At 62.6% G+C, this 19,007-nt stretch carries 19 protein-coding genes and 1 pseudogene; 10 read left to right on the top strand and 10 right to left on the bottom strand.

Features of this window, described 5'->3' with window-relative positions:
• Positions 1 to 26: 26 nt before the first annotated feature.
• From CO656_RS04445 to CO656_RS04430, 4 genes are all read right to left on the bottom strand, one after another.
• Entirely contained in the window at positions 27 to 557 is a 531-nt protein-coding gene (locus CO656_RS04445) for a gamma carbonic anhydrase family protein (RefSeq protein WP_037426726.1), read from the bottom strand.
• A gap of 53 nt (positions 558 to 610) precedes the next feature.
• A complete protein-coding gene (locus CO656_RS04440) occupies positions 611 to 1,297 on the bottom strand; it encodes a fumarylacetoacetate hydrolase family protein (protein WP_037426723.1) in 687 nt (228 codons plus the stop codon).
• Between the two features lie 211 nt (positions 1,298 to 1,508).
• The gene (locus CO656_RS04435; protein ID WP_050988417.1) at positions 1,509 to 1,721 is read right to left on the bottom strand and encodes a hypothetical protein; all 213 of its coding nucleotides are present in this window, start codon (positions 1,719 to 1,721) and stop codon (positions 1,509 to 1,511) included.
• Positions 1,722 to 2,136: 415 nt separating this feature from the next.
• A complete protein-coding gene (locus CO656_RS04430) occupies positions 2,137 to 2,376 on the bottom strand; it encodes a DUF982 domain-containing protein (protein ID WP_037426721.1) in 240 nt (79 codons plus the stop codon).
• A 414-nt stretch (positions 2,377 to 2,790) separates the two neighbouring features.
• Here CO656_RS04430 and CO656_RS04425 point away from each other — a divergent pair, with 414 nt between their 5' ends.
• Positions 2,791 to 3,039, top strand: coding sequence for a hypothetical protein (locus tag CO656_RS04425; RefSeq protein ID WP_037386209.1), 249 nt, complete (start codon positions 2,791 to 2,793; stop codon positions 3,037 to 3,039).
• Between the two features lie 324 nt (positions 3,040 to 3,363).
• Here CO656_RS04425 and CO656_RS04420 read toward each other — a convergent pair whose 3' ends face one another.
• Positions 3,364 to 3,585: a hypothetical protein gene (locus CO656_RS04420; RefSeq protein WP_234819707.1), complete on the bottom strand. Its 222-nt coding sequence runs from the start codon at positions 3,583 to 3,585 to the stop codon at positions 3,364 to 3,366.
• A gap of 539 nt (positions 3,586 to 4,124) precedes the next feature.
• Between CO656_RS04420 and CO656_RS04410 the strand changes: the two genes are divergently transcribed.
• From CO656_RS04410 to dusA, 3 genes are all read left to right on the top strand, one after another.
• Positions 4,125 to 4,379 carry a hypothetical protein gene (locus CO656_RS04410; RefSeq protein WP_097524927.1) on the top strand — a complete coding sequence of 85 codons (255 nt, stop codon included), beginning with the start codon at positions 4,125 to 4,127 and terminating at the stop codon, positions 4,377 to 4,379.
• 140 nt (positions 4,380 to 4,519) lie between these two features.
• A complete protein-coding gene (locus CO656_RS30120) occupies positions 4,520 to 4,924 on the top strand; it encodes a hypothetical protein (RefSeq protein ID WP_158665337.1) in 405 nt (134 codons plus the stop codon).
• Between the two features lie 123 nt (positions 4,925 to 5,047).
• On the top strand, positions 5,048 to 6,205 hold the full coding sequence (gene dusA, locus CO656_RS04400; protein WP_097524926.1) for a tRNA dihydrouridine(20/20a) synthase DusA: 1,158 nt from the start codon (positions 5,048 to 5,050) through the stop codon (positions 6,203 to 6,205).
• 240 nt (positions 6,206 to 6,445) lie between these two features.
• On the opposite strand, the gene CO656_RS04395 is transcribed toward dusA, so the two are convergent.
• Positions 6,446 to 6,658, bottom strand: coding sequence for a cold-shock protein (locus tag CO656_RS04395; protein ID WP_012708287.1), 213 nt, complete (start codon positions 6,656 to 6,658; stop codon positions 6,446 to 6,448).
• Between the two features lie 504 nt (positions 6,659 to 7,162).
• Here CO656_RS04395 and CO656_RS04390 point away from each other — a divergent pair.
• A complete protein-coding gene (locus CO656_RS04390; protein WP_086022816.1) occupies positions 7,163 to 7,780 on the top strand; it encodes a J domain-containing protein in 618 nt (205 codons plus the stop codon).
• Between the two features lie 228 nt (positions 7,781 to 8,008).
• Here the strand turns inward: CO656_RS04390 and CO656_RS30705 are convergent, their stop codons facing one another.
• Positions 8,009 to 8,731 carry a hypothetical protein gene (locus CO656_RS30705; protein WP_234819705.1) on the bottom strand — a complete coding sequence of 241 codons (723 nt, stop codon included), beginning with the start codon at positions 8,729 to 8,731 and terminating at the stop codon, positions 8,009 to 8,011.
• A 244-nt stretch (positions 8,732 to 8,975) separates the two neighbouring features.
• On the bottom strand, positions 8,976 to 12,020 hold the full coding sequence (gene uvrB, locus CO656_RS04375) for an excinuclease ABC subunit UvrB (RefSeq protein WP_097524923.1): 3,045 nt from the start codon (positions 12,018 to 12,020) through the stop codon (positions 8,976 to 8,978).
• 247 nt (positions 12,021 to 12,267) lie between these two features.
• On the opposite strand from uvrB, the gene CO656_RS04370 reads away from it, so the two are divergent.
• A complete protein-coding gene (locus CO656_RS04370) occupies positions 12,268 to 12,621 on the top strand; it encodes a DMT family protein (protein WP_037424128.1) in 354 nt (117 codons plus the stop codon).
• An 8-nt stretch (positions 12,622 to 12,629) separates the two neighbouring features.
• Here CO656_RS04370 and CO656_RS04365 read toward each other — a convergent pair.
• Together CO656_RS04365 and CO656_RS04360 are read right to left on the bottom strand one after the other, a co-directional pair.
• Positions 12,630 to 13,222, bottom strand: a pseudogene (locus CO656_RS04365) (hypothetical protein).
• Positions 13,223 to 13,232: 10 nt separating this feature from the next.
• Positions 13,233 to 13,619, bottom strand: a complete 387-nt coding sequence (locus CO656_RS04360; protein ID WP_037424131.1) for an acyl-CoA thioesterase — start codon at positions 13,617 to 13,619, stop codon at positions 13,233 to 13,235.
• A gap of 200 nt (positions 13,620 to 13,819) precedes the next feature.
• Between CO656_RS04360 and CO656_RS04355 the strand changes: the two genes are divergently transcribed.
• The 4 genes from CO656_RS04355 (at position 13,820) to CO656_RS04335 (ending at position 18,902) form a co-directional block, all read left to right on the top strand.
• A complete protein-coding gene (locus CO656_RS04355; protein WP_037424134.1) occupies positions 13,820 to 15,628 on the top strand; it encodes a methyl-accepting chemotaxis protein in 1,809 nt (602 codons plus the stop codon).
• Positions 15,629 to 15,887: 259 nt separating this feature from the next.
• Positions 15,888 to 16,376: a Kazal-type serine protease inhibitor domain-containing protein gene (locus tag CO656_RS04345; RefSeq protein WP_050988343.1), complete on the top strand. Its 489-nt coding sequence runs from the start codon at positions 15,888 to 15,890 to the stop codon at positions 16,374 to 16,376.
• Between the two features lie 205 nt (positions 16,377 to 16,581).
• A complete protein-coding gene (locus CO656_RS04340; protein WP_097524920.1) occupies positions 16,582 to 17,808 on the top strand; it encodes an extensin family protein in 1,227 nt (408 codons plus the stop codon).
• Between the two features lie 272 nt (positions 17,809 to 18,080).
• Positions 18,081 to 18,902 carry a sulfite exporter TauE/SafE family protein gene (locus CO656_RS04335; RefSeq protein WP_097524919.1) on the top strand — a complete coding sequence of 274 codons (822 nt, stop codon included), beginning with the start codon at positions 18,081 to 18,083 and terminating at the stop codon, positions 18,900 to 18,902.
• Positions 18,903 to 19,007: the final 105 nt, after the last annotated feature.

Below are 19,007 nucleotides of genomic sequence, written 5' to 3'. Positions count from 1 at the left end.
CCGCGCCTACCGATGCTGTCGAAGGCTCAGTCCAGCCGGCTAAGCTGCGCGGCGTAACGCTGCCAATTCTTTACATAATGCTCGGCCGAGCGCTTCAGACCTTCGACGGCCGCGTCGTCGAGCGTCCGGATCACCTTGGCCGGGGCGCCGACGATCAATGAGTTGTCTGGAAATTCTTTGCCTTCGGTGACCAGCGCATTGGCGCCGACCAGGCAGTTGCGGCCGATCCTGGCGCCGTTCAGGACGGTGGCGCCCATGCCGATCAGCGAGTTGTCACCGATGCTGCAGCCGTGAACGATGGCTCTGTGGCCGATGGTGCAGCCTTCGCCGATCGTCACCGGGAAGCCCGGATCGACATGGACGATCACCGCCTCCTGGATGTTGGTGCGTGCACCGATGCGGATCGGCTCGTTGTCGCCGCGCAAGGTCGCGCCGAACCAGATGCCGACGTCTTCGCCGATCTCCACCTGGCCGATGACATGGGCGTCCGGCGCCATCCAGTAGCTGCCTTGCGGCGGCGTGTTCGGCTGCAGCGGTCCCAATGCATAAAGTGGCATGGTGCGTTCCTTCTGCTGAGCGGCAAGGCGCGGGCAGCCTTCCACGCGGCGCGTCAGACGACCTTTACGGAGAGCGCCGCGATACCGTCGATGCCGCAGGTGATGACGTCGCCGCGCTCGACGGCACCCACGCCGGCGGGCGTTCCGGTCATGATGATGTCGCCGGGTGCCAATGTGAAGAGGCGTGAGAGTTCGGCGATGATCTCCGGCACCGTCCAGATCATCTGGGCGAGGTCGCCCTGCTGGCGCGTCTCGCCGTTGACCTTCAGCCAGATATTGCCGTTTGCCGGATGGCCGACGGCCGTCGCCGGCGCGATTGCCGAAATCGGCGCGGAATGCTCGAAGGCCTTGGCCGCGGTCCAGGGCCGGCCGGACTCTTTCGCCTGGGCCTGCAGGTCGCGGCGGGTGAAATCGATGCCGACGCCATAGCCGTAGACATGCGCGGTCGCTTCTTCGACCGGGATATCCGCACCGCCGTGGCGAAGGGCAACGACCAGTTCCACCTCGTGGTGCACGTCCGAGGAGAGCGGCGGATAGGGGAAATCCTGGCCGGTCGGCAGCAGGTTGTCGGCATTCTTCTGGAAAAAGAACGGCGGCTCGCGCTCGGGGTCATGTCCCATCTCGCGCGCATGGGCCGCATAGTTGCGGCCGACGCAATAGACGCGGCGCACCGGAAAGCCGACGGCACTCCCGGAAATCGGCAAAAGCACAGGAGGTGAGGGCGGTATGACGGTTTCCAAAATGGCGGTTTCCTGTCGTCCGGTTCTCGCATCGGCCAGGCTTGGCGCCGAGCAAATGAATATGCGGGAGGCGAAACGCTACAGCGACCTACCGTGCCGGCTGGACGGTGGTGCTGTAGCGATTCTTTGGTGGGACGTTAGCAGCCGGAAGGGCTGCGGCAATAGGCAAACTTATGCCGAGAGTGATTTATAGGGCTCGCAGGGCCTGCGGTCAGGCGCAGCAGCGGGCATAGGCTTCAAGCTGGTCGCGGGTCAGAAAGCGACCGTCCGAGCGCGAGTTGAGTTCCGGGTGGCTGTATTCGAGGCTCGGCACTTCGGGAAGCTCAAGGGCCTGGCGAACGGTCATGATGCCGATGTCCTTGCGGCCGGTTTCACGCTTCATGCTGACTTCGACGATACGTCGGAGATTGCTCTCTCTCATCATGATGTCTCTCCCGTAGTATTTTCTTTTCCCTTTTTGTCCGGAGTTAAACACTCCGAACTTGTTCTTTATGAGGCACCTCAGAATATAAGGGCTTTAGATGAACGCTTCACGACAGAAATCCGGCGGTTTCGCGGAAATTTCCGTGTCATTTCAAGATTGGCCGCAAATTCGGCCTCGCCCGAAGGCATGCTGATGACTTAAAGTTTGCGCCCTTGCTTATATTGGAAACGACCTTGATCTTCAAGCAAAGCCGTTGGCTGACGATATTAATACTATTTATGCGCCCCGCGATCTACCTATAAATATTATGATTTCGGCCTCCCGACGTGGTTTTGGCGCGCAAATAGCAGACAATACAGGTGCGGGCGTACACAGACGCTGAACACTGGATCGGTCGAAATAGCGTCTCTCCGGCTCAATGAGCTCTCAGATGCGCTTCCTCGACGGCAAAAATGAACAGCCTGCGCGCCTCGTCGGGAGTCCGACGGCCGGCAATCGCCGCACGGCAGGCGCTGCGCGCTGCGACGTAATAGGGACCGCGGTGCGGCCATTGACCTGCCAGGCATGCGAGCGCATCGGACGGCCCCTTGACCATGCGGATATCGCCGGCGGTCAGTCCAAGCTCGATAGGACGGTTCCACAACACCTGATGCATGCTTCTCCTCCTGAGGTGCGACGTCCCGGACAAGTCCGGGACCGGCGAATTTCGGTTCCGACAGTCGGGTGGAGGGCCCTCGAGCGCGGCTCCTCCCGCCTATTCGAGTTTCGAATGCAAAAACGTCGTCGGCCATGGCCCGGTTCCGCGCAGGCTCTGGGCGCGTCCGCAGTCAGGCTCTTCAATCTAGCGCAGGTTTTTTCGTTTGTCCGCATTTTCGAGAGGCTGGCCTTTTTGCGTCCGTGCAAGCGGCCGACAGTGCCCGGCCGCGCATTTCGGCCGGCCCGCCGCTTCCCTCCAAGGTTGTTCCGTTCGCGATAACCGTTCTTCCCCGCCTCTGGCCGCAAGCCCCTCAATTGCTGGGGTTTCAAGCACTTGATTGCCAGCCTACTATATTTTCGGCTGGAGGCTGAAATGATAGAGGTTGCAGAGATCCGCTTGACATGGTTGCCGCTGCGCAACGGAACCTATTGTGCCATGCTGGGCCGGCACGAAGTCGCCTTCGTCATGAAGCGCGAGACGATGAGCGACTGGGCCTGGCGCATTTCGCATTGCAACGGCACCAACAATACCGGCTTTCATTATGCGCCGACGCTTGAGGGCGCCAAGTCGGCGGTGCTGGCCGGCGTCCAGGAGTGGTTCCGGCAGGCTGGATTTCGGTAGCCGACCAGCCATGGCCGCCGCGTCGCCGCTGCACATCAAGTCGGCCGGCGGGGCGCGCGGCGCAACGATGTCGTGGCTCTGCGATGCACACCGAGCGGTCTTGCCATCTCGCCTTCTTTGCGTCGGCGCAGTACAAGGCCCCGACCCGCATCGCTCACGCCGCAGATGATCATGAATCCGCATGTTCATCTGTGCAGTTGGCGGAACTCTTTCAACGCGGCGTCGCGCCGCTGGTCCAGATAGTCGGCCAAATCCTGCAGAGGGTTTTTAATTGCGAGTTAGCGCTTCGAAAGCTACGGCCCAAAAGCAAAGAATCCGAAATCTTCAGGCATTTCCGGCGGCGCCGCTTCCCGCCAGCAACCGCAAGACTTCAGTTTGAATGCTTGCGCAAATGTCCCTGTATTCTGCCACGAGCTCCGGCTGTATCGGCGTTTGTGTACTCAGTCTTTCCAGTGCTGCCGCCGAGAGGGCGTAGGCTTCGAAAAGGTCGTCGAGTTCAGCGCTCTTTATGGAGAGCAGTTGCTTTCGATGTTGCGGCAGAGCCATCGCCAAGCGCGCTCTGCCGACTCGAATCACGGACATGTTTTTGCCTGCTTGCTGCTGATTGCGTTGTCGGCGAACAACTAGCGCGCAAAGAAATTCAGCGCGTCGTCGGGACGTCTGTGATTTGCGGCGCGTACACGACTGTCTCAGTGCTGTTCTCCGACCACGCTCCACCGATTGTAAGATAGGCTAGGAGAGCGCCAACAGAGAGCAAGAGAAGGCCGATGGGAAGGCCCGGCGAGGCGCTCCGTTCCGGCTTGTTGTTATCCTGGACAAACATAATCGCACTCCCACGGAAGACTGAGGGAAGAACGGAAAAGGCTTTCACCAGTTCCCGCCGGACTGCCGTAAGGGACTTTAGTCCGAGCAGATCTGGACAAAGGTCTTACCCCCATTGCCGAGGGTTTTTCCTGATCCATATGCGACCATGCGCACTCGCTAAACAAATGCTGAAGCCTGATGGTGCGAGTCCCAGAGCGGCGCTTCCGCCCCTTCCGCAATGCTCTGGGATTTTCCCCTTCGGCAACCTGGGAGGAGGCTCGATGGCTCATTCAACAAAGAAGATCCAGATCGCACCGACGCTGGAGAGCGAAGCCGAGCTTGTGGAGCAGGTCGTCACCGATTGGTGCGACGTGCACCGGGTCGATCCGAAGAGCCACACGGCGGTAATGGAAGGTCTGAGAGTTCTATATTTTATGCGAGAGTTCGATATAAAGAATAGAAGGCAGCTTCTGAAAGCACTACTCGACAGCGACGAAGGGAATATTCCCGAAGCGCCACATGGATCCAAGGCTTAATCGACAAGCCGGCCCCGCCTGTTAAAATGAGCCCATAGGAAAAAATACCCGTCTCGACTGAATGAGCTCGTTGGTCCGCCGCAAACAATCGGGCTCATCTTTCCTCCACGAAATTCGAGGCTCGATCGCTGTAGTGCTCCATGAGCTTGTGGGAGCTCCTCGAGCGTCGGCCGGCGATCGCGTGCGACGACTTCGCAACCAGGCCGAGGCGCTTCAATACGACCTGGGCGTCCTCCATGGCCGGGTGGTCGAGATCGATCTTCCAGGCGGGGCGGGCGATCGCGAAAATACTCGACAGGTGTGAGATGTATTTGACGCCGGCCGACGACCCTGCGAAAGCTTTTCGCGAATTCGGCAATCTCGGCGCTGCAATGTCGTTGCAGGACGTCTTGGCGATCTCGCTCTTTCAGCTTCTCGAGCGCGCCTGGTTCCGCCAATGCGGTTTCCCGCTTCTTCAGCCAAGCCGCGGCGGCCAGCCGACGTTCGAACGTCTGCGCCTGGACTGTGGCGCCATCTCGCATTATTCGGATCTGCGCAGTATATGATTTCTGCCCATTGCGAGGCTTTTGCTCGCCAATGGTGCTCATGATTTTTCTACACGCCCCTCAGTTGTAGCAATAGCACAGCGAAACGGGTCTAAAAAGGGATCAAACAAGAGCGAACCGGATATGAAAGAAACGGCGCAACCGACTGAAAAACCGGGAAAGGGCCGGTACTTCAATGCCCCGGTTTTTGCCGTGGCGCCTATGATCGATTGGACGGACCGTCACTACCGTTTCTTCGCGCGGCAGCTCTCGCGTCATGCGCTGCTTTATACGGAGATGATCGTCGCCGACGCGATCCTGCGCGGCGACAGGGATAGGCTGCTTGGCCATCACGCCACGGAGCACCCGGTCGCGCTGCAGCTCGGCGGCAACGATCCGGTCAAGATGGCGGAGGCGGCGCGGATCGCCGAAGCCTCCGGCTATGACGAGATCAACATGAATGTCGGCTGCCCCTCCGACCGGGTGCAGTCCGGCACCTTCGGCGCCTGCCTGATGCAGGAGCCGGAGCTGGTCTCCAAATGCGTGGCGGCGATGAAGGCGGCCGTGAAGGTTCCGGTCACGGTCAAGTGCCGCATCGGCGTCGACGACCAGGATCCGGAGGTGGCGCTTCGCACGCTCGTCGAGCGCGTCAAGGATGCCGGCACGGATGCCGTCTGGGTGCATGCCCGCAAGGCCTGGCTTAAGGGCCTGTCGCCGCGGGAGAACCGCGAAATCCCGCCGCTCGACTATGGTCTTGTGCATCGGCTGAAGGCCGAGAACCAAAATCTTTTCATCGGCCTCAATGGCGGTCTTCAGACTCTGGATCAGGCGCTGGCGCATCTCGACGCGCGGCCGTTTCCGGCTCCATCGCCGAGGCTTGCCGGGGGCGAGGCGGGAAATGGAGCGCCGCTGGACGGCGTCATGCTCGGCCGCGCCGCCTACCACGACAGCGGCCTGCTGACAGCCGCGGACGGCTATTTCAACCACCCGCTGACCGGCGTCCCACCGGCGCCGATCGAGCCGGAGGCCTTCTCCGGCCGCCATCATCGCCTGTCGCTCGCTTTCTGGGTAAATGTGCGCGATGCCATGGCAGCCTATGCTGCCGCCCATATCGAAGATGGCGGCCGGCTGATCCATATCACGCGCCACATGGTGGGATTGTTCCAGGGTTGGCCCGGGGCGCGGCGCTTCCGCCAGATGCTTTCCGCCGACGCCACCCGCAAGGGCGCCGGTCCGGACGTCATCCATGCCGCCTTCGAGGCTGTGTTCGAGGCGGTCACCGCGCGTGAGGCGGCGGAGTAGGGGGCCGCGCCGGTTCCCCTCATTCCTGTCCTTGTCACAGGAATTCAGCCACAGCGCGTCTGCGGTGCGAATGACTAAAGCTGTACCGAGAGCTTCAAAGCACCTCACGGCGCCAGGGACTTGGCGCACTGGATTCCTGTGACAAGCACAGGATTGAGGGAGTTCCAGTGGGGCAACCCCAACGAAAAACGGCGCCTCTTGCGAGGCGCCGCCCTTCACGATCTGATCGCAACGTCCGGCTTAGAGCGCCTGGAGGTTGACGGCCTTCGGGCCCTTGCCCATGCGGTCCGGCTCGGTGTCGAAGCTGACCTGCTGGCCATCCTTGAGCGTCGCGAGACCGGCGGCCTGAACGGCGGAGATGTGGACGAAAACGTCCTTCGCGCCGCCGTCCGGCGTGATGAAACCAAAACCCTTGTCCTGGTTGAAGAATTTTACGATGCCCTTGGTGGCCATGGAAGAAGTCCTTTTCCTTCAGTCTGTCATTTGCCGCAACCCAGCGCTTCAATAGCACGGCTTGGCTGCTTGAGGTAGTGTGTTCGTGCCCCCTCAGGAGGAAACGAACCGGTCGTCTTCAGCGATATGCTGAAAGCGTCGAGTGGTCACGATATCGGGGAAAAGACGTCTACGATGCCGCTTGCGGCAGTCCCGGCAGTGGCCGGGCTCATACGAAAGTCCAGTCTCCGGGATTGAAATCGCCCGAACGGCGCTAGGAGTGGCAGTATTCGGGGGAAAAGGCAAGTAGAGAGTTCTAGCCGTGGCGGTATCCGGTCAATGCCTTGTGAGGTCGACCTTTCCCTGAGTTTAATGCAGCCCGAGGCGAGGATAAATGTCGTGGATTGCCTCGTTTCGACCACAATTTCGTCCCGACGCTGCGTTGAGCGTGGCGCGCCTCGGGCATTCGTCACTGGCCTTGCTGCTGGCGCGGCGAACCGGTAGGTCTGGACCGGACAGGAAACATTGCAAGTCGACGAAAAGCAGGTGGCCCGCGTGATCGATCCCTATGCCCTCCTTGGACTTGAGCGCGACGCCGACGAGCGGGCGATCCGCGCGGCCTACCGGCGGGCGGTGAAAACCGCGCATCCGGACCGCGGCGGCGATGCCGAAGAGTTCGGCAAGCTGCAGGCGGCCTATGATCTTTTGAAAGATCCGGTGCGCCGCAAGGTCTATGACGACACCGGCTACGATCCGCAGCTCGTCGATCCCAAGCAGCTCAAGGGCCTGATGATGCTGGAGACGCTCGTCAACGACTTCATTCTCGACCTTCGCGAGCCCGGAAGTTTCGATCCGGTCGCGGCCATGCGGCGCAAACTCTCCGACGACATCGTCAAGACCCGCTTCCATATCCTCGAACTGGAGCGTCACCGCTCACGGGTCCGCAAGCACATGGACCGCCTCGGCCGGCGGCCGGACACGGACGTGCTCGGCTCGATGCTGCGCGCCCGCAGCCAGTCGATCGGCGAGGCCATTAAGAACGCCGAAGCGCAGATCGAGGTGATCGAGGAGGCGTACCAGATGCTGGAAGGCTATTCCTATGAGATGGAGCCGCTGGAGATCGAGGCGCGGGCGGCGGAGTAAGCTTCAGTGTGGAGCGTGCCGTCGCAACGCGATTCAATACTATTTCAGGAATTGCGTGCAACGAATCGTGAAATGATCCAGATCACGGTCTCCCGTGGACTGCACCACAAGCAGCCCGTATTTCTGCGGAAGTACAAAAATCCATAGGCGGCGCCAAACGCTGGCGCCGCCTATAGAGCATTGATTGTCCATCGATCGGCGGATTGGGACGATCATCGACGCTGCGTGTTATCTGGCCCCGCCCGTCTTCGAGCCGCTTTGCGAATGTCCGGCGCCCGGGCCACCTTTCGAAACGCCCTTACCATGAGCGCTGCCGGGATTTGTCGAATCCCGTCCGTTGCCCCAACCGTTGTTGCCGCGATCCTTATCACCATTGTCATGACCGCCGCCATTGCCGTTGTCGTGGCCGCCGCCATTGCCGTCGTCATGACCGCCGCCATTGCCATTGTCATGACCGCCACCATTGCCGTCGTCGTGGCCACCGCCGCCACCGTCGTGGCCACCGCCGCCACCGTCGTTGCCACCGCCACCGCCGTCATTGCCGCCGCCACCGCCGTCGTTGCCGCCGCCGCCGCCACCGCCGCCGTTGCCGCCTCCGCCACCGGGACCACCGCCGCCACCGGGACCACCGCCGCCACCGGAACCACCGCCGTTACCCCCGCCTCCGCCGAGGCCGCCGCCGCCGGCATTAGTCGTTGAGAAGGGATTGGTGGGCGCAATCACTGCCGTAGACAAAGGCGGGCATTGCGCGATTTGCGCGGACGTGAGGATGTCGGCTCGGTTTTCCGCCGCACAGCAAGCCGCGAAGTTCGTGTCTGTCAGCGGGCTGCACTGCTGAGCCATAAGGATGGGCCGATCCTGGCTTTGTGCCGGAACCGGGGCCGATGCAATAAATCCGGCCGAAATCAGCGCCAGACCGGTGCTCGTCAAAAATGTTTCCAGGATGCGCATCTTCGTTCTCCCTAAATTAGTTTGAACTGAAATTCGCAATCTGCGGGAATGTTCCCTATAAAGTTAGGGTTTTTGGTTGCGTGAGGATGGGGAAAACGGGGATGGGCGCGTGAACTGGCCCGTAAAAAAGATAGGGTGCGGCGCGTGAATACACGTCTTCTCACGTCACCCTTACGGGCCGATCGAGCGGTCGGCCGGCGGAGTAGCGAAAAATGGGTTCTCTAAAATCGAGTTCCTCGATCCATTACCGCCCCGGCCGCCCCGTTTTTCCTTTCGTTCGGCCCTTCTGCCGCTTCTCGTCCGCTTGGTCCTCATAGGAGCCAATGCCCGGTTTGGCGCGGGTGAGGGTAGGCTTTTCCGGAACGTGGCCAGCGACCGGCTTTTCGGTGCGGCCGACGGTCATCTCGTCGAGGGTATTCTTGCGGAACAGCGACTGACCCTTGCCCGCGGGGATAGCCACATCACGGCCCATTTCGTCGAGGTCCGGTTTGCGGAAGAGGGGGCGCTCGGTATCGGTACCCGGGCCCATGTCGTCGAGCGAGGGATTGGCGAAATAGCTCGTGGAAGCCCCCCCCTCTGTCCTGCCGGGCATTTCCCCCGCAGGGGGGGAGATCGGGCTGGGCGCGGCCTTGCTGCCCCGCTTGCCGCCCTCAGCGCTCCTCGCCTCTTCCCTTGCCATCGGGTCGTCCAGCACGGCCAACTCGGCCGCCTTGAGGCGCTTGATCTCGTCGCGCAGCCGCGCGGCGGTTTCGAAGTCGAGGTCGGCGGCGGCGTCGCGCATCTGTTTTTCCAGCGCATTGAGATGCGCCTGCAGATTGTTGCCGACGAGGTGGCCGGCCTCGGCAAAGCCCTTGCCGGCGACGCCGGAGATGTCGGCGCGGACGTGGTCGCGCTCGTAGACCGAGTCGAGAATGTCGGAGATCTTCGCCTTCACCGATTCCGGCGTGATGCCGTTTTCGAGGTTATAGGCCATCTGCTTCTCGCGGCGGCGGGCTGTCTCCTCCATCGCCCGACTCATCGAGCCGGTGATGGTGTCGGCGTAGAGGATGACCTTGCCGTCGACGTTGCGGGCGGCGCGGCCGATCGTCTGGATCAGCGAGGTTTCCGAACGCAGGAAACCTTCCTTGTCGGCGTCGAGAATGGCGACGAAGCCGCACTCGGGAATATCCAGGCCCTCGCGCAGCAGGTTGATGCCGACCAGCACGTCGAAAGCACCTAAACGAAGATCGCGGATAATCTCGATGCGCTCCAGCGTGTCGATGTCGGAATGCATGTAGCGCACCCGCACGCCCTGCTCGTGCAGGTATTCGGTGAGGTCCTCGGCCATGCGTTTCGTCAGCACCGTGACGAGCGTGCGGTAGCCGGCGGCAGCGGTCTCGCGGATTTCTCCGAGCACGTCGTCGACCTGGGTCTTGGCGGAGCGTACTTCGACCGGCGGGTCGATCAGGCCGGTCGGGCGGATCACCTGCTCCGCGAAGACGCCGCCGGACTGCTCCAGTTCCCAGCTGCCGGGCGTCGCCGAGACGGCGATCGTGTCCGGGCGCATCGCGTCCCATTCCTCGAAGCGCAGCGGTCGGTTGTCCATGCAGGAGGGCAGGCGGAAGCCGTATTCGGCGAGCGTCGCCTTGCGGCGGAAGTCGCCGCGATACATGCCGCCGATCTGCGGAATGGTGACATGACTCTCGTCGATGAAGATCAGCGCGTTGTCGGGAATATATTCGAACAGCGTCGGCGGCGGCTCGCCCGGCCTGCGGCCGGTCAGGTAGCGCGAATAGTTCTCGATACCCTGGCAGGAGCCGGTGGCTTCCAGCATTTCGAGGTCGTAGCGGGTGCGCTGCTCCAGCCGCTGCGCCTCGAGCAGGCGGCCGGCCCGTTCAAGCTCGGCAAGGCGATGCGTCAGCTCCTCTTTGATCGCCTTGATGGCGGCGTTCAGGGTCGGGCGCGGCGTCACATAGTGTGAGTTGGCGTAGATCTTCACCGATTTCAGGTCGCCGGTCTTCTGGCCGGTAAGCGGATCGAACTCGGTGATGGAGTCGATCTCGTCGCCGAACATGGAGATGCGCCAGGCGGCATCCTCCAGGTGGGCCGGGAAGATCTCGATCGTGTCGCCGCGCACCCGGAAGGAGCCGCGCTGGAAATCCATGTCGCGGCGCTTGTACTGCTGCGCCACCAGGTCGGCGAGGAGCTGCCGCTGGTCGAGTCGGTCGCCGACATTCATCTGGAAGGTCATCGCCGTATAGGTTTCGACCGAGCCGATACCGTAGATACAGGAGACCGAGGCGACGATGACGACGTCGTCGCGCTCGAGCAGCGAGCGCGTCGCCGAGTGGCGCATGCGGTCGATCTGCTCGTTGATCGAGGATTCCTTCTCGATATAGGTGTCGGAACGCGGAACGTAGGCCTCCGGCTGGTAGTAGTCGTAGTAGGAGACGAAATACTCGACCGCGTTTTCCGGAAAGAAGTTCTTGAATTCGGAATAGAGCTGGGCGGCGAGCGTCTTGTTCGGCGCCAGGATGACGGCCGGGCGCTGCGTCGCCTCAATCACCTTGGCCATAGTGAAGGTCTTACCGGAGCCGGTGACGCCGAGCAGCACCTGGTTGCGCTCGCCCGAAGAGAGGCCGTCGACCAGATCGGCAATCGCCGTCGGCTGGTCACCGGAGGGCTGGTAGTCGGTCACCATCTTCAGCGATATGCCGCCTTCCGACTTGTCCGGCCGGGCAGGGCGGTGCGGGGTCCAGAGCTTGCCGTCCTTGAACAGCGGGTTGCCGCTCTCGATCAGCTTGGCGAGCGCCTCGACCGTGGCGGTGACGCCGGAGCCCGTCGTCAGCTTGTCGACATCCTCGAGTGCAACGTCGAGACCGGCGACCGGGTTGAGCCCGGCGGCGGCGCGCGTCTTCGGGTCGTGGCTGCCGCCCATGGAAGTGCCGCGTGCGGTCTTGCCGCTGAAAGTTTTTCCGCTCGTACTGTCGGCGCGCAGCGCCTTCGCTCCGCGGGGGCCTTGCGTCAGCTCGGACGCCCGTTCGGGCTTGGGGCCTTCGGCCGATTTCTCTTCCGCATCCGCGGCCGCTTTCGAGGCGGCAATCTCGACCTTCTTGCGGTGCTTGCCGGCCTTGGAGGCGATCTCCCGCTGGCTTTCGAAAGCGGAGGTTTCCGCTTCCGCCTCGAGCTGCTTCACCCAGTCGGAGACGTTGCCGGAGAGCGGCGCACCGGAAAGCGGCGCCTGCGGGGCTTCTTCGAAACCGCCGGGCGCTGCCGATTTCTTCGGGGGATTCTTCGGATTTTGAGCCATGGCCGGGAATATGGAGAGAGTCAGCGCGAAAGAAAAGGGGGAATGAGTACAAAAGGGAAACGGCCGGCGCGGAATTTCCTGCCTTGGCGAACCGGTCGAGGGCTCCGGTAAGACCGGACGTTGCTTTCCGATGACAGGGACAGATTCATGTTGGACGGTACTGGTTCAGCGCGGATCAGAAAAACTTGAACCGACGGCTGCGTCCAGATCATCCTCGTGCACCGATTCGCGTCCTCCCGAGGTCTTCATGTCCTTTGCCATCAATCCCGCCTATGTCTGGCCGGTGCTGCTGCTCATCGCCTCGAATGTTTTCATGACCTTCGCCTGGTACGGCCACCTGAAGTTTACGTCCTCGCCGCTCTATATCGTCATCGTCGCCAGCTGGGGCATCGCCTTCTTCGAATACTGGCTGGCAGTACCGGCCAACCGCATCGGCCATTCCGTCTATTCGGCGGCGCAGCTGAAGACGATGCAGGAAGTGATCACACTCAGCATTTTCGTCCTCTTCTCGGTCTTCTGGCTAAAGGAGTCGATCGGTTGGCATCAACTCGTCGGCTTCGCGTTCATCGCGCTGGGAGCGTCGTTTATCTTCAAGGGGTGAGCCCTGAATCATTCCAAGAGATCGAAGGCTCCATACATCCAGGTCAGTTGATAGAGCACGCCAGCCACCAAAAAAGACGGCGTGGAACCGGCGGTTCGGTGTCATCGCAGCGATGATGCAGAGCGCAATGTAAGCCGCGTTGCGCAGCGGATATTCCATGCCGAAGGATTCGAAGTAGGCTTTTCCCTTCACCGCGGTGCCGACCAAATCGACGAGGAAGGCGAGGGCCAGAAAGCCGAAGAACCAGGCGCGGCGCGACATGAAATAATGTTCGTATCCGCTTTAGTCCTCCAGCGACGCGGGAAACAGCAGCACGCTCAGGAAGAAAGAAGACGCAGGCATAGAGGATGACGAACAGATAGACGGTGACGTCGATCGCCGGTAGCGCATGCAGGTGATATTCCCACCACCAGAAATGCACGAGGAAGATGAACAGGAACAACACCCAGCCGAGGTGGATCCAGAACACCCTGGTCTTGCCGGGGTGCTGTATGAAGAGCGCCACGCCGCTCAGCGGCCGCGCCAGGCTGAGGCTGATGATCATGCCCATCACCACCCGGATATGGGAGAAAATCGCCGAATCCGGCGCGGGTGCGTCCATGGCGCTACCGCTATTCCGCCGGTACGGGCGTCGGCTTCCCGCTGCTGTCGAGCGCCACCATCACGAAAATCGCGTCGGTAACCTTTTCCATAACATGCGACAGGTAGCGCTGCGCCCAGGCCTCGACCTTGAGCGTCATCGAAGTACGGCCAACGCTGACGATGTCCGTATAGATGCAAAGCGTGTCACCGATCTTAACCGGCAGGGCGAAGGCCATTTCCTTGACGGCGGCGGTGACGACGCGGCCCCGGGCGCGTTCGGCGGCGCGGATGCCGCAGGAAAGGTCCATCTGCGCCATCACCCAGCCGCCGAAGATGTCGCCGGCCGCGTTGGCGTCGCCGGGCATCGCCAGCGTGCGCAAGGTTAGCTCGCCGTTCGGCTTGATCACGACATTCATGCGGCCCGTCTCCCTCATTCAGGCAAGCTTTAGCGCATGACGCCAATCCGAAAAAGGGGCTCTGCGACGATCGGGGAGGGGGCCGGTGCTCGTGTTGGTTGTCGAAAGGTTAATTGTCCATCCTAAAATCTAGCAAAACCTTTGTTAGGAGCTTCGCAAATTCCTGCCTGTATCCTGCACCCACTTTGAGGGAGGCTGGGATGAGACGATTTCGGATTTCGGCGCGGCTTTACGCGCTCGTGGCATTTGCGTTGCTCGCCATGGCAGCGGCGCTGACCTTTGGCCTGATCCAGGCGCAGGACAAACTCGTCGCCGAACGCAAGGCGATGCTTTCGGCAATGAACGAGAACGCCGTGACGGTGTTCGAGGCCTATCACAAGCAGGAAGAGGCCGGGACGCTTTCGCGCGAGGAGGCGCAGAAGCGCGCCCTGGAAGCCATCAAGGCGATGCGCTACCAGGACAGCGGCTATTTCTGGGTCAATGACATGCATCCGACCATGGTGATGCACCCGATCAAGCCGGAACTGGACGGCAAGGATCTCTCCCAGAACAAGGATCCGAACGGCAAGTTCCTGTTCGTCGAATTCGTCAAGACGGTGCAGGCGGAGGGCCGGGGCTTCGTCGACTATTACTGGCCGAAGCCCGGCGCCGAGGAGCCGGTGCTGAAATATTCGCATGTGGCCGGCTTCAAGCCCTGGGGCTGGGTTGTAGGCACCGGCGTCTATGCCGACGACCTGGCGGCGATGTTCCGCGAGCGTGCCTGGCAGGTTGGCGGCATTCTGGCGGCGGCGGCGCTGGCGATCCTGCTGGCGGCGCTGGCGATCGTCCGCAGCGTCGTGAGGCCGGTCGAAAAGCTGAAAGTCGCCATGCAGGCGATCGCCGACGAAGATATTTCATCGGACGTGCCCGAAACGGACCGTGGCGACGAGATCGGCCAGATGGCCAAGGTGCTGCTGGTGCTGCGGGATTCCGTCAAGGAGCGCCTGGAGCTGCGCTCGCGCGAAGTCGAGCAGCAGGACCGTCTGAACGCCGAACGGCGCGGCAACGAGGAACTGCAGCGCTCGACCGCCGCGGCCCAGGCCGAGGCGATGGAAGCGCTCGGCGCAGCTCTTGAGCGGCTGGCAAGTGGCGATCTGACGGCCGAGGTCGGGCGGATCGCGCCGGAATACGGCAAGCTCAAGCACGACTTCAACACCGCCGTTGCCGCGCTTCGCGATGTCATCGGGGCAATCTCGCATTCGACCGAGATCGTGCACGGCAGCGCCGGCGACATTTCCGAAGCGGCGAACAACCTGGCGCGGCGGACTGAACAGCAGGCGGCCGCCTTGGAGGAAACGGCAGCCGCGCTCGACGAGATCACCTCGACCGTACGCCATGCCTCGGACCGCGCCGTCGAGGCCCGTGACATGGTCAACGAGACCAAGGCAAGCGCGGCGAAATCTGGCGGCATCGTCCGCAACGCGATCGATGCCATGGGCCGGATCGAGGATTCCTCGAGCCGCATCAGCCAGATCATCGGCGTCATCGACGAGATCGCCTTCCAGACCAACCTGTTGGCGTTAAATGCCGGCGTCGAAGCGGCGCGGGCGGGCGAGGCGGGACGCGGCTTCGCGGTCGTCGCCCAGGAAGTTCGCGAGCTCGCCCAACGTTCGGCCGGCGCCGCAAAGGAGATCAAGGATCTGATCGGCACGTCGGTCAAGGAAGTCGGTGCGGGTGTCGAGCTCGTCCGCTCCACGGGCGACGCGCTGATGGAGATCGAGGCTCTCGTCAACCAGGTGAACGAGCAGGTCGCCTCGATCGCCACCGCGGCGCGGGAACAGGCGACCGGCCTGCAGGAGGTCAATACCGCCGTCAACAGCATGGATCAGATGACCCAGCAGAATGCGGCGATGGTCGAGGAAACGACCGCCGCCAGCCAGGTCTTGGCGCAGGAAAGCCGTGAATTGAAAACCTTGCTAGACAGGTTCCGCCTGCGGGACGGGCAAGCGGCCTACGGCCGGGCCGCCTGACACATAAGAAAAGACGGATTTTGCTGGCCCGCGTTCGAAAGAGCGCGGGTTCTTCTTTTCGGCGCTTTTGCCGTTCCTATCCTCGGTTGCATGCAGCCGGAGCGGTTCGCGGATATTGACGGCGTTCTCCGTTCGGGGTGAGATCGGGCCGGGAACGAGCGGCTGTTCAATTCGCTCGAGGCACAGCACCCTCGCGGAGGACTTCATGGCGCTTCTCAGGCTTCTCATTTCGCGGCCAACCGCGGCAATCTTGACGGTCATGGGCCTGCTCTCCGCCTGCACGGTTGTCGTCGACGAACCGCGTCACGGGCCGCCGATCCGGCCGCCGCAGATGTGCACCATGGAATTCGCGCCGGTCTGCGGCGAACGCGGCAACCGCCTCAGAACCTTCCCCAATGCCTGCAACGCGCGTGCCGACGGATTTCGCGTCCTGCACCGCGGCGAATGCCGCCCCGATTTCCGTCCACCGGTTGAGCAGGCCTGCACCCGGGAATACGCACCGGTCTGCGGCGAGCGCGGTAGGCTGAGGCGGACATTTGCAAATGCCTGCGTGGCACGGGCCGACGGATTCCGGGTGATCGGGGCGGGCGAATGCCGTCGCAGCGATGAACCGGCGCCACAGCAGTTCTGCACGCGGGAATATGCCCCGGTTTGCGGCCAGCGCGGCGGGCGGCTCAGAACCTTCCCGAATGCCTGCGAGGCCGGCGCCGCCGGTTTCCGCATCGTCCATGGCGGCGAGTGCGGCTGAGGAACTAGCCGCGCTAAGCGAGCCCTCGTCCCATTTGCGGTGCCGGGCAAACGCTTCGTTTACCACGTTTGCATAGACTGCCGCCTCAGCCCGTTTTTTTGGCCGCTTGCCCGCGTGGCGACATAGCGGACCTTCAGTTTCGATCGCGGGCGGGGCGGTGGACCGGCAAAGTCAAGGCTTTGCCACGGACGAAGGCGGCGAGTGTATGGCGTATGTTTCTCTTCTCCATCGGCCGTTGACGGCGCTGCTGCTGTCTCTTCCGCTTGTGGCCTGCAGCACGGACGTGCTGTCGCCGCCCGCCCGGATCGACGAGGCGTCGCGCGTCGGCGCCATCCGGCCGAGCCGCGTCATTGCCCATCCGGAACGGCAGGCGGCTGCCTATCCCTCTCCGGAGCCGGTATCGACCTTCAGCGACAGGAGCGCCGGCGTGGCCAAGCCGCAGGGCCGCCTGCCGATGATCGACAGCGAGCCGGAAATGGCTGACACGCAAGTCGCGAGCGCCGGCCCGATGACGGTTCCTCCCGAAGGCGTCAACATGGATGCGATGCTCGGCGTCGAGCCGGTTGTCGGCCTGGCGCAGGAGCAAGCCGGTGATATTGCCGAAGGCAACACCGCTCAGCCGGTCGTCGGCGGCATCGGCGAGGAGAACGTGCGTCAGCTCGGCGGCCTCGCCGAGCCGCCGCCAGCCATCGACCCTGCGCCGGGTTACGACCCCGATCTGCCGCCGCTTACGCCGGAGCAGATCTCCGCAGAAGAGGCGAAGAGGGCGCGCTCCGTCATGCCGCAACGAATCGTGCGGCGCACCGAGGAGCCGCAGCAGGTCGCCTTCCTGCCGCGCGTCCGCAGTCCTCTGTCGGCGCCCGAATATACCGGTGAGATGCCGCGGTCGGAGATCGCCTGCCGCCAGCGCCTGAAGAAGCTCGGCGTCGTTTTCCGCGACGTGCCGCGCATCCATGACGGTCCGTCCTGCGGCATCGACTATCCGGTCGAGATCAGCGGCCTTTCCGGCAATATTGCCGTCAGGCCGGCGGTCAAGCTCAATTGCCAGGTGACCGAAGCCTTCGCCAAATGGGTGAAATACGAGCTCGCGCCGTCCTCGCGCTACCGCTACTGGTCGGGTGTCAAGACGATCAAGCCGCTCGGCGGCTATTCCTGCCGGACGATGAACTCGCGGCGCGGCAATCCGATGTCGGAACATGCGCGCGGCAATGCGATCGACGTCGGCAAGTTCGTGCTGAAGAACGGCAAGGAGATCGATGTGCGCCGGAAGGGCTTCTTCGCCTTCCGCGAACGTGGGCTGCTGAAGGCGGTGCGCGCCGACAGCTGCAAGTATTTCAACACCGTGCTCGGTCCCGGCAGCGACCCCTTCCACAAGGATCATTTCCACTTCGACCTCAGAACCCGGAAGTCCGGCTACCGGCATTGCGATTAGCGCATGTCGCCCAAAAGTGTGCAGCGGTTTTGGGACAAAGACAGGCGCAAAACAAAGACCCTAAAGCGCGTCGCATGATGCGCCCTGAAAGAGGCCGGCGGGGGGCCGGCCAAAAACGCCCGGAGGATAGGGGAGGCTCCGGCGTGCAAGTCACGAGAGCGGGGTTGCTCGTCGCGCACTGAAGGTGATTGAAAAGCATCACCGATTCATGACAGGGAAGGCCCTTTCCCATCGGCGGCATCGGCCGCCGGCCTTCGAAAGATCGGGTTCTCATGCCGCCGCTGTCGGAACTGATGATGTTTGCCCTGGCGCTGGCCGCGGCCGGTGTCGTATCGGGCGTGCTTGCCGGCCTTTTCGGCGTGGGCGGCGGTGCGATCCTGGTGCCGGTCTTCTTCCAGGTCTTCGGGCTTCTCGGTGTCGACGACGCCGTGCGGATGCACTTGTCTGTCGGCACCTCTACCGCGATCATCGTACCGACATCGGTGCGCTCCTTCCTGGCGCACTATAGGCGGGGCATGGTCGACGTGGCCGTGTTGCGCAATTGGATCCTCGCCATTCCGCTCGGCGCCCTCCTTGCCACGGTGATCGCTGCCTATGTCAGCAGCGAGACCTTGCGGCTGATCTTCGCCGTCGTCGCGCTCCTGGTGGCGTCGAGGATGATCCTCAACCGTGCCTCCTGGCGTCTTGGCACGGAGCTTCCGAAAAATCCGGCCAAGTGGCTCGTCGGAGTGGTGATCGGCGTTCTATCCGCCCTTATGGGTGTCGGCGGCGGCGTTCTCAACAACACATTCATGACGCTGTACAACCGGCCGATTCACCAGGCGATCGCGACGTCCTCCGGCGTTGGCGTGTTGATCTCCATCCCCGGATTGTTCGGCTATATCTGGGCGGGCTGGGGCGACCCCGGCCTGCCGCCGCTTTCGACCGGCTTCATCAACTGGATCGCCGTCGCCTTGATCATCCCGGTCTCGCTGCTGGTGGCGCCGCTTGGCGTGCGGCTTGCCCATGCGATGGACAGGCGGCAGCTGGAGGTCGGTTTCGGCATCTTCATGACCTTGATTGCCTTGCGCTTTCTCTACAGCCTTTACGGCTAGGCGAAGCCCGAGCCGGACAGTCGTCTCGCCAGCCACCCAAAATGGCTGAGTCTTGCCCCTGCGGCTGTGCGATAATCGCTATCCAAGTTCTTGAACACGCACCGC

This window comes from Sinorhizobium sp. FG01 (assembly GCF_002531875.1).
Taxonomy (GTDB): domain Bacteria; phylum Pseudomonadota; class Alphaproteobacteria; order Rhizobiales; family Rhizobiaceae; genus Sinorhizobium; species Sinorhizobium fredii_C.
Note: the sequence above shows the minus strand (reverse complement) of the source record. Positions and strands in the feature narration are given on the sequence as shown.

What these genes read in the sequence shown, in the direction of transcription:
- CO656_RS04370 (WP_037424128.1), top strand. Translation starts at nt 12,268, where the DNA reads ATGTCCTTTGCCATCAATCCCGCCTATGTCTGGCCGGTGCTGCTGCTC.
- CO656_RS04425 (WP_037386209.1), top strand. Translation starts at nt 2,791, where the DNA reads ATGATAGAGGTTGCAGAGATCCGCTTGACATGGTTGCCGCTGCGCAAC.
- CO656_RS04435 (WP_050988417.1), bottom strand. Translation starts at nt 1,721, where the DNA reads ATGATGAGAGAGAGCAATCTCCGACGTATCGTCGAAGTCAGCATGAAG.
- CO656_RS04345 (WP_050988343.1), top strand. Translation starts at nt 15,888, where the DNA reads ATGGGCCTGCTCTCCGCCTGCACGGTTGTCGTCGACGAACCGCGTCAC.
- CO656_RS04360 (WP_037424131.1), bottom strand. Translation starts at nt 13,619, where the DNA reads ATGAATGTCGTGATCAAGCCGAACGGCGAGCTAACCTTGCGCACGCTG.
- CO656_RS30120 (WP_158665337.1), top strand. Translation starts at nt 4,520, where the DNA reads ATGAGCTTGTGGGAGCTCCTCGAGCGTCGGCCGGCGATCGCGTGCGAC.
- CO656_RS04420 (WP_234819707.1), bottom strand. Translation starts at nt 3,585, where the DNA reads ATGGCTCTGCCGCAACATCGAAAGCAACTGCTCTCCATAAAGAGCGCT.
- CO656_RS04355 (WP_037424134.1), top strand. Translation starts at nt 13,820, where the DNA reads ATGAGACGATTTCGGATTTCGGCGCGGCTTTACGCGCTCGTGGCATTT.
- CO656_RS04430 (WP_037426721.1), bottom strand. Translation starts at nt 2,376, where the DNA reads ATGCATCAGGTGTTGTGGAACCGTCCTATCGAGCTTGGACTGACCGCC.
- CO656_RS04340 (WP_097524920.1), top strand. Translation starts at nt 16,582, where the DNA reads ATGGCGTATGTTTCTCTTCTCCATCGGCCGTTGACGGCGCTGCTGCTG.
- uvrB (WP_097524923.1), bottom strand. Translation starts at nt 12,020, where the DNA reads ATGGCTCAAAATCCGAAGAATCCCCCGAAGAAATCGGCAGCGCCCGGC.
- CO656_RS04410 (WP_097524927.1), top strand. Translation starts at nt 4,125, where the DNA reads ATGGCTCATTCAACAAAGAAGATCCAGATCGCACCGACGCTGGAGAGC.
- CO656_RS04335 (WP_097524919.1), top strand. Translation starts at nt 18,081, where the DNA reads ATGCCGCCGCTGTCGGAACTGATGATGTTTGCCCTGGCGCTGGCCGCG.
- dusA (WP_097524926.1), top strand. Translation starts at nt 5,048, where the DNA reads ATGAAAGAAACGGCGCAACCGACTGAAAAACCGGGAAAGGGCCGGTAC.
- CO656_RS04395 (WP_012708287.1), bottom strand. Translation starts at nt 6,658, where the DNA reads ATGGCCACCAAGGGCATCGTAAAATTCTTCAACCAGGACAAGGGTTTT.
- CO656_RS30705 (WP_234819705.1), bottom strand. Translation starts at nt 8,731, where the DNA reads ATGCGCATCCTGGAAACATTTTTGACGAGCACCGGTCTGGCGCTGATT.
- CO656_RS04445 (WP_037426726.1), bottom strand. Translation starts at nt 557, where the DNA reads ATGCCACTTTATGCATTGGGACCGCTGCAGCCGAACACGCCGCCGCAA.